Consider the following 8,632-nt stretch of genomic DNA (forward strand, 5'->3'; position numbering starts at 1 on the left):
TCGTGCTTATTCAGTACAAACTTAAAGAAGGCGTATAAGCAGAAAAAACTCGTAGAAAAGCATAAACTATCCTTATATTTCAAATAGATAGCTTCAAAAAACTAATTTAGTTATTGCCTCGGATAAGACTTGAGAATTCCAGCATAACTCCTCAACCAAGGCTGTTGAGAAGTAATAATTTTAGGTGCCACCTTGAGCGCAGCATTGGCGGAAGCCTTATCAGGATAAACACCATAAAAAACAACAAACCAGGGTTTACCGCGATGCAGCGTTTCAAGATAGTATATCGGCTGAGCACTTTTACTTACGCGCTTTGCGAAGTCTATCGCTGTTTTCTCGTTATAGCTACCTAAAATTTGAGCTGAATAACCACTTGAGTTTTGGGATGCAACCCATGCTTTCCCCTTAAAGAACGGCTTAAGTATTTCACGGCTGCTCTCTGCGGCAGGAATAATTTTTTCCTGTACATTTTTAGCGATTTTCTCTATCTGCAAAGTATCGCTAACTAGTTGATCCGATTCTGGAACGCTAACTTCTTTATCTGCTAGAGTGCCATCTTGTACCTTGTCGGGCTCAACAAGCTCTTTAACACCAGCGCTCTCTGGAATTGATCGAGACGCCGACATTTCAGGCTTATTGAGCGAACCTTTTTTAATCTCGCCACTACCCTGACGACCTTTATCCAAACTATCTATATTGCTTTCTGAAGCTTTAGCCAAACTCTCTGACAGGGCCTGATCAAGCATTCTTAACCTTGCTTCTCTCTGTTGCTCTACGAGAGACACTTTATTTTCATCAGAGTTATTCTCTTGCTCCGGCTGCTCGTGCGCGACTGCTTCGCTATCTCCTTCAGTAAACAAGCCATATTGATAAGACACGAGTAAAAATGAGAAGCAAAGCAGAACGGCAACACCCCAAAAAACCTGCTTCGGCACTCCTTTACGGCTCTTAACCGGTAGCTTTAATGCCCCCGGTTCTAACACGACACTACTGAACAAACGATTCACCCGACCAGGCAAACCTTTCCCCATATCAATTAAATGTTGCACCTGACTTTCTGACAGCTCTAACAAGCCGGTATAGCCAGCATACTCCAATCTCAACTGGAGATATTCCAGCATATCTGAAGCACCTAAAGGCTTAAGCTGCATTTGATGCAACCACTCGTCATCACCTTCTATGTGACTCAAACGAGCAAGCTGCAGCAAGCTTGGCAAACCCGAAAAAATTGCTACCACTCCGCTTTCTTTAGGCAACTGACTGAAATATGAAAAGTAAAATTGAAGCTCTTTTTTTGATAATAGGTCTGCGTTATCAAAAACCAGAACCTTTCTCACACCATCTTTCTTGAACTCATCTTCCAAATACTGCAATAAACGGGAAAATGATTGACGCGTAGTTTCACCAACTATCGAATCTAAACCAACAAGCTCGCCAAAGTCATGTATAACAGATTTCGACTTTTCCTTATTAGCAAGCTCCTGAGCATCTGTAACGTAGATACTCAGCTCGCCAGCTGAAGATTTTGCAAATTTATTAAGTAGAGTGGTTTTGCCAGCACCTTTTTCGCCAGTAAGCAAGAGAACCATATCGCCAAAGGTCGACATATGGCGCAGTGTTTCTAAATTATGCTGACGCTGCGCCCCCTCAAAAAATACTAGCATTCGCTCATCGAATGGGTTTTCTTTCAAGTTAAAGTGCGAAATGAGCTGCTCACTCAAAACATTATTATTTTTTGTCACACTCATATCAGACTTATCGACTCACCTACAAAATTAATCGAACCAAGTAATTGCTTCTAATTAAGCTTTGCCACCCAAAACATTTGCCAGAGAATCAGCGCCAAAGTCTGCTGTCACAACAGCTTCACCAATCGACTTCAAAAGCACAAGACGGAGCGTTCCATCCATTACCTTTTTGTCCACAGACATTAGTCGTTCATATTCTGAAGCCAACATGCCTTCCGGCCCTTCAATTGGCAAGTTAGCAGCAAGCAATATATTTGAAATTCGAGAAACATCTTCATCACTAATCCAGCCTTCCATTCTCGACAATTCTGCTGCCATAACTGTTCCCGCTGCAACCGCCTCACCATGAAGCCAAGAGCCATAACCTTCATAAGTCTCAATCGCATGGCCAAATGTGTGCCCTAGATTTAATATTGCTCTAAGCCCACCCTCTTTCTCATCTAGTTCAACAACTTCCGCTTTACAAGAACAAGATTCTTTAATCGCGTAGGTTAAAGCATCAGAGTCCAAGGACCTTAAGGCCTCAACATTAGCCTCCAACCAGTCAAAGAACTCTGGCTTACGGATCAAACCATATTTGATCACCTCCGCCAGGCCCGCTGAAACTTCCTTTGAAGCCAGAGTTTGCAAGGTCAAAATATCAATGATAACGGCTTTAGGCTGGTAAAAAGCACCTATCATGTTTTTACCTAAAGGATGGTTGATTGCAGTTTTTCCACCTACAGATGAATCTACTTGCGAAAGAAGCGTCGTGGGCACCTGAATAAAATCTACGCCACGCTGATAAGCTGATGCAGCAAAACCTGCCATATCTCCAATTACACCACCCCCCAGCGCAACGATAGTCGTCTTCCTGGAATGAGCCTTCTCTAGTAGCGCATCAAAAATCAGGTTTAAGGTTTGCCAATTCTTATATTGCTCTCCGTCAGGCAAGACCACGCTATCAACCTCATAGCCAGACAATGCCTGTCTAACTTGCTGCTCATACAAAGGCCCGACTGTCTCATTTGTCACCAGCATTACTTTTTTTCCGGCAATGTAGGGCTGATAGAGAGATGGATTACTCAATAAGCCTTCGCCAATAAAAATTGGGTAATCACGCTCACCCAAATCTACTTTTAACTCAATCATTTATTCACTCTTTTTCTATCGCGCTGATTATATCTTTAACAATACCTTTCATAGACTTTTTGTCTGTATCAATTACATAGTCAGCAACTTCTCGATAAATTGGATCTCTGGTCGCATACAAATCACTCAAGACCTGACGAGCATCTTTGTCTCCCTGCAACAAAGGTCGATTCTTATCTTTGTGAGTTCTTTTGTACTGCTGCTCGACTGAGGTATTCAAATACACTACAAAAGCAGTGTTGTTCACACACTCTCTGTTCTCGGGGCGCATCATCGCACCACCACCTGTTGCCAAGACGACGTTTTTAAGTGCTGACAAATCTTTTATTGCCTGGCTCTCTCTATCCCGGAAGCCTGCTTCGCCCTCGACATCAAAAATCCACGGAATGTTTGCCCCGGTTCGCCGCTCTATCTCTTTATCGGAATCATAAAAGTCAAAGTTCAGCTCTTTGGCTAAAATTTTTCCTATGGTTGTTTTTCCTGCCCCCATTGGGCCCACAAAAACAATCAACGGTTTAGCTATACTCATATTTCGATCTTATGCCGGCCAATCAATATGTCAGTAAAGATTAACCTGTTTATTTTAAAAAGAAAAAAGGCCGCAATCTGCAGCCTTTTACCTAAGCTCAATAAGACATATTGTCCTATATTTGCTGGTCAATCACACCATTTTTTAATAGCTTAGGCGTGATAAAGATAAGTAATTCAGCACGCTCATCTATCTCTTCAGTCTTGGTAAATAAAGCACCTAAGTATGGGATGTCACCTAAGAAAGGCGTTTTAGTAACAGTTGTAGATCGTTCAGACTGAAAAATACCACCCAAGACAACCGTTTCACCATTACCAACAAGTACTTGAGTTAGTACCTCATTTGTTTCAATACTTGGAATACCTGCGGTCACTTCGCCACGGTTATCCTGATTGATCTTAAGATCCATAATGACCTGATCGTCTGGCGTAATTTGAGGCGTCACTTCTAAAGATAGCACGGCCTCTTTAAAGGAAACTGAGGTTGCACCAGAAGACGAAGCTTCCTGATAAGGAATTTCCTCACCCGATTTAATTGTCGCGGTTTGACGATCAGCCGTTACAATTTTCGGCTGGGCAACGATCTCACCCTTTCCATCAGATTCGAAAGCAGATAATTCCATATCAATTAGATAGTTATCACCACCAAAACCAATCGCTAAGGAAGAGCTGTTCGATCTGGTTACACCTAAATCAACAGCCAAAGCACCTGGAAATGAAATACTGTTACTATTTCCGTTCGCTATATCTGTCAGTTCACTAAGCGTCCCAGACGATCCACCTATACGGAACAAGTTATCTCCGCTACGATCTAAACCGCCACCGCCCCACTGAATACCCATTTCTTCAGCTATATTCGAACGAGCTCTTACAATTCTAGCCTCAATCAATACCTGACGAACCGGAATATCCCAGGTAGATATCAATTTACGAATCTGCTCCTGCTTCTCTGATGTCTCTCTCACACTTATAGTATTCGTTCGTTCATCAGATGAAATAAAGCCTCGCTCTGAAATCAGCTCACTGTCCTGGCGCAATAGCTCCACAATATCTGCCGCTTTTGCATAGTTAATCTGAACGATCTCCAAACGTACCGGCGCTAATGCTGCAACCTGTCGGTTAGCTTCCAATTCAAGCTTTTCACGCGCCGCTATTTCTTCGGCTGGAGCGACAAGCAGTACATTACCCACCGTTCGCTTATCTAATCCTTTTGTTTTTAGAATCAGCTCTAGAGCCTGATCCCAAGGTACATTCTGTAAACGAAGGGTAATACTTCCACCCACGGTATCACTTGCAACCAAGTTAAGGCTGGTAAAGTCAGCAATTAACTGAAGAACAGCTCGCACTTCAATATTCTGGAAGTTCAAAGATAGCTTTTCACCAGTAAACGGAAACTTATCCTTTTTACGCTGATCGACTTCTTCTTCTGTTAGCGCTTCAACACTCACGGTAAATTTATTATCAGCCTGGTAAGCCAGGTAATCATAATGACCAGAAGCTTTAATTCTAATTAAGGCATCACCATCAACGATATCTGAATCAATACGACGAACAGGTGTTGCAAAGTCGACAACATCTAGACGCTGTCGAAGCCCCATAGGTAAGTCAACCTTTGGCATGCGTAACTGAATATGGCCACCCACTTCTGACATATCAATATCTACGTCAGGCGAAGCAAAGCTAACGACTATCTGGCCATCGCCCTTTTCACCACGCTGAAAGTCAATATTGGTTATGCCATTTCTATCCGCAGCAACTTTCCTAGAAAACGTATTCGCTGCTGGCATTGCTTCTGGCGATGACGCGACAGCTTGGTATGCTTCACCAGCACCCTCTGAGCCCACCAATACAAACAGCGTATTTCCACTCGTTCGCGTGCTATAGGGCACTAAGTCAACTAAATCAAGAATTACACGGGTTCGGTCCTTGGTGCCGATTACAGTCATGCGTTTCGCATTTCCCATACCAAGATTATGGTATTTCTCTGCCAGCTTACTGCTAGCGCCCGGTAAATCGAGCGCTATTCTTGCTGGTTTTTCAATCGTATAGCCATTCACTTCCGGCGGCGTTTCATCAAAAATCAAGGAAATTTCAACTCGATCTCCAGGCAGAGAAGCGAAGCTAACATCGTTAAGGTTAGCGGCATTTGCATTCATTACTGCAAAGAAGCAAACTCCAATCAGGGTTATTAATTTACGCGTCTGAAGGACCATTTCTGTAAACCTTAATATTCTACTTACTTTTGACTTAAACATGTTTGCTCTATTTGATATATCATTCATTATTCCCAAGCCCCCTTAATTACTGATCGTCCAGCGAGATGGTTCGCGGCCTTTCAAGCCAGCCGCCATATCCGTTGGGAACAATTTCAATCAAATCAATCTGACCAACTCTTACATCTACAATTCGGCCATGGTTTTTACCCATATACTGCCCAACCTTGGCCATATGTACGCTCTGCAACTCATCAGCAATCAGCGCCCACAAAATATCTTGTTCATTTCGCTGAAGCGTACCAACCATTTTTAACTGCCCTAGAGAGTATGACTCCAGAACCTCAGGAACTCGATCAAAATCCGGCTTAACGTTACTTTGATCTTTTTGTATCTCTACCACGCTTACCACAACATCTTCAGGCGGCAAAAAAGGTGAACGTCTATTCGCAGCACTGTATGTAAATGCTCTATATACTTGTACTTCAGGCAAAGCCTCTATTTTTCCACGCGGCTTGGCATCAGCCTCTGCCATAAAGCGATCTAAATCACCAAAGCCACTACTCGTACCACAACCACTCAATAGAACACTTGATACGAGCACGAGAGACAAGAAAATTTTATTCATTATCTTCTCCTCCCTTTCTTCTTCTTAGATTGCCTACTTTTTTCTCTGTCTGCCTCAGTACCATAACGATATGTCTTCGCTTGCACAGTCATTTGCAGCTTATGACTGCTGCGCCCCTGACTATTTCCTTTAGACTTACTCTGCGTCTTGGAAATATTCATATCATGCAAAGTCACGATTCGTGGCAAGCTTGCAACACCACTCACAAAAGATGCGATGTCGTGATAAGTACCCGCAACCACGATTTCCATTGGTAATTCAACATAGAACTCTTTGGAAACCTCTGGCTTCAACTGAATGGATTCAATTTCCAAACCGCTTCCTAGCCCGGTATTGGTAATATCTTCAAGTAGGCCCGGAACCTCTGTTTTTGCAGGCAACTGCTTAAGAAGTACACCGAAAGACTTTTTCATATCTTCCATCTGTAAGCGAAAAGCCTCAAGATTTGCTACTTTATAAGCTCTACTTTCATACTGCTGCTTCAAGCTTGCTTCTTCTGCAGCGACTCTATCAAATTCGGTATATTGATCCTGAATCAGAAAGAAATAACCGCCTATAAGCAGCGCTAAAAAGACAACAACTAATACAATTGCTTTAACAGGTGTAGGCCATGAGCCTGCATTATTAAAGTCTATATCATTGGGATCAAAGCCTTTCAGGCTTTCCATAGATTCAGAAAAACCCACTATTTAGTCCCCTTTTCACTTGATTCCTGATCTTCAGCTAACTCAGGGGTCACCTGCTTAACACTAAGATCAAAACTATTTAGAGTCCCGTCATCACCTTTAATCGCACTCACGTCTTTCAGATTAGGGTTAGAAAACCAGACTGATGTTTCAAAGTTTCGCATCAAACCTGAAATACGGTTATTAGATTCAGCCAAACCCGTAATCTCTATGAGATCCTCTTTTCGCTCAAGGCTTTCATAATAAAGGCCATCTGGAAGTGTTCTCACCAACTCATCCATCACACGAACGATAACCGGGCGTGTTCCCTGTAAGTCCTGAATGACCTTCATTCTATCCAAAAGCTCTTTCTTTTCTTTTTTCAGCTCTTTGATCTCTTTAATTTTCTTATCCAGCTCAGCCATTGAAGAGCTTAAATAATTATTTCGAGACTTTTGAGTTTCAATTTCGGAGCTAACATAGTCTTGCCACAAAAACACGAGCACGACAGCAACAACAAGGACAGCGATCAACGATGTAATAAAATTCCGCTGCTTCTCGGCCCGGAGTTCTTCTCGCCACGGCCTAAGGTTAATAGAAGGCATTAATCAAAACTCCTCATAGCCAAACCACAAGCAATCATCAGTGATGGTGCATCATTGCTTAACGCAGACGCATTCACCTTTGAGCTTAAGGTCATATCAACGAAAGGGTTAGCCACAATAGTCTTGATCCCTGTTTTCTCTTCAACCAGCTCTACAAGTCCGTTTATTGACGCGACACCGCCAGCAAGCACGACATAATCGACTTCATTATATTGGCTTGAGGAAAAGAAGAACTGTAATGAACGGGCGACTTGTTGAACGACTGCCTCTTTGAAAGGAGCTAAGACTTCACGCTCGTAGTCATCTGGCAAGCCACCTTGCTTTTTAGCTAGCCCGGCCTCTTCAAAAGATAAGCCATAACGTCGCTGAATTTCTTCTGTCAGTTGACGACCACCAAATAACTGCTCTCTTGTATAGATCGTTTTGCCATCGGCAAGTACGCTCAATGTCGTCATCGTTGAGCCAACATCGACAATTGCGACTGTCTGCTCTTCACCTTCAACGCCAATTTGCGAACCGACAAGTTCAAAGGATCGTTCAATTGCGTAAGCTTCGATATCGATAACTTTCGATGTTAAGCCACCAATTTCCAGGGCTTCTTCCCGAAGTTCAACATTCTCTTTTCGACAAGCAGCTAATAATATATCAACCTGGTCAGCGCCCGACTCTGACTCGCCAAGCACTTCAAAGTCGATAGCCACTTCATCAAGAGGATAAGGTATATATTGATCAGCCTCGACAACGATCATATTTTCCAGCTCAGACTCGTTAAGCCCACCCGCCATTTGTATGGTTTTGGTGATAACAGCTGAACCCGCAACGGCAGCAGAAGCTAATCGACTATTAGCACGCGAGCGAGTCACCACCTTTCCGATGACTTCACCAACCAACTCCGAGTCATTAATATTCTTCTCTACTACGCAGTTACTAGGTAGCGGTTCCACGGCGTAACTCTCTACGCGGAACTTTTCACCATTCTTTGACAACTCCAATAATTTTACTGAAGAAGAACTGATATCGATTCCTAACAAGGAATCTTTTTTCTTTCCAAACAATCCAAACACGCGAAAACCCATTAAATTAATGGCAGCTACTTTGATTGAGATGTACTTAT

At 42.8% G+C, this 8,632-nt stretch carries 8 protein-coding genes; all 8 read right to left on the bottom strand.

Annotated elements, in window-relative coordinates; all coding sequences use genetic code 11:
- Positions 1-110: 110 nt before the first annotated feature.
- Positions 111-1,742, bottom strand: coding sequence for an AAA family ATPase (locus A3763_RS01995; protein WP_197476020.1), 1,632 nt, complete (start codon positions 1,740-1,742; stop codon positions 111-113).
- A 60-nt stretch (positions 1,743-1,802) separates the two neighbouring features.
- Positions 1,803-2,879 (bottom strand): 3-dehydroquinate synthase, encoded by a 1,077-nt coding sequence (gene aroB, locus A3763_RS02000; protein WP_068506598.1) that lies wholly within the window; start codon positions 2,877-2,879, stop codon positions 1,803-1,805.
- A gap of 4 nt (positions 2,880-2,883) precedes the next feature.
- On the bottom strand, positions 2,884-3,408 hold the full coding sequence (aroK, locus tag A3763_RS02005; protein ID WP_082865394.1) for a shikimate kinase AroK: 525 nt from the start codon (positions 3,406-3,408) through the stop codon (positions 2,884-2,886).
- Positions 3,409-3,523: 115 nt separating this feature from the next.
- Positions 3,524-5,620, bottom strand: a complete 2,097-nt coding sequence (gene pilQ / locus A3763_RS02010) for a type IV pilus secretin PilQ family protein (RefSeq protein ID WP_068506596.1) — start codon at positions 5,618-5,620, stop codon at positions 3,524-3,526.
- 88 nt (positions 5,621-5,708) lie between these two features.
- A complete protein-coding gene (locus A3763_RS02015) occupies positions 5,709-6,248 on the bottom strand; it encodes a pilus assembly protein PilP (protein WP_068506594.1) in 540 nt (179 codons plus the stop codon).
- The gene (locus tag A3763_RS02020) at positions 6,248-6,934 is read right to left on the bottom strand and encodes a type 4a pilus biogenesis protein PilO (protein WP_156494828.1); all 687 of its coding nucleotides are present in this window, start codon (positions 6,932-6,934) and stop codon (positions 6,248-6,250) included. Before A3763_RS02020 ends, A3763_RS02015 begins: the two co-directional genes overlap by 1 nt.
- Entirely contained in the window at positions 6,934-7,518 is a 585-nt protein-coding gene (locus A3763_RS02025) for a PilN domain-containing protein (protein ID WP_068506592.1), read from the bottom strand. Before A3763_RS02025 ends, A3763_RS02020 begins: the two co-directional genes overlap by 1 nt.
- Positions 7,518-8,632, bottom strand: a 1,115-nt coding sequence (locus tag A3763_RS02030; RefSeq protein WP_369823077.1) for a pilus assembly protein PilM, incomplete at its 5' end; no start/stop codon positions are given. The genes A3763_RS02030 and A3763_RS02025, both read right to left, overlap by 1 nt.

It is taken from the genome of Oleiphilus sp. HI0128, from assembly GCF_001635365.1.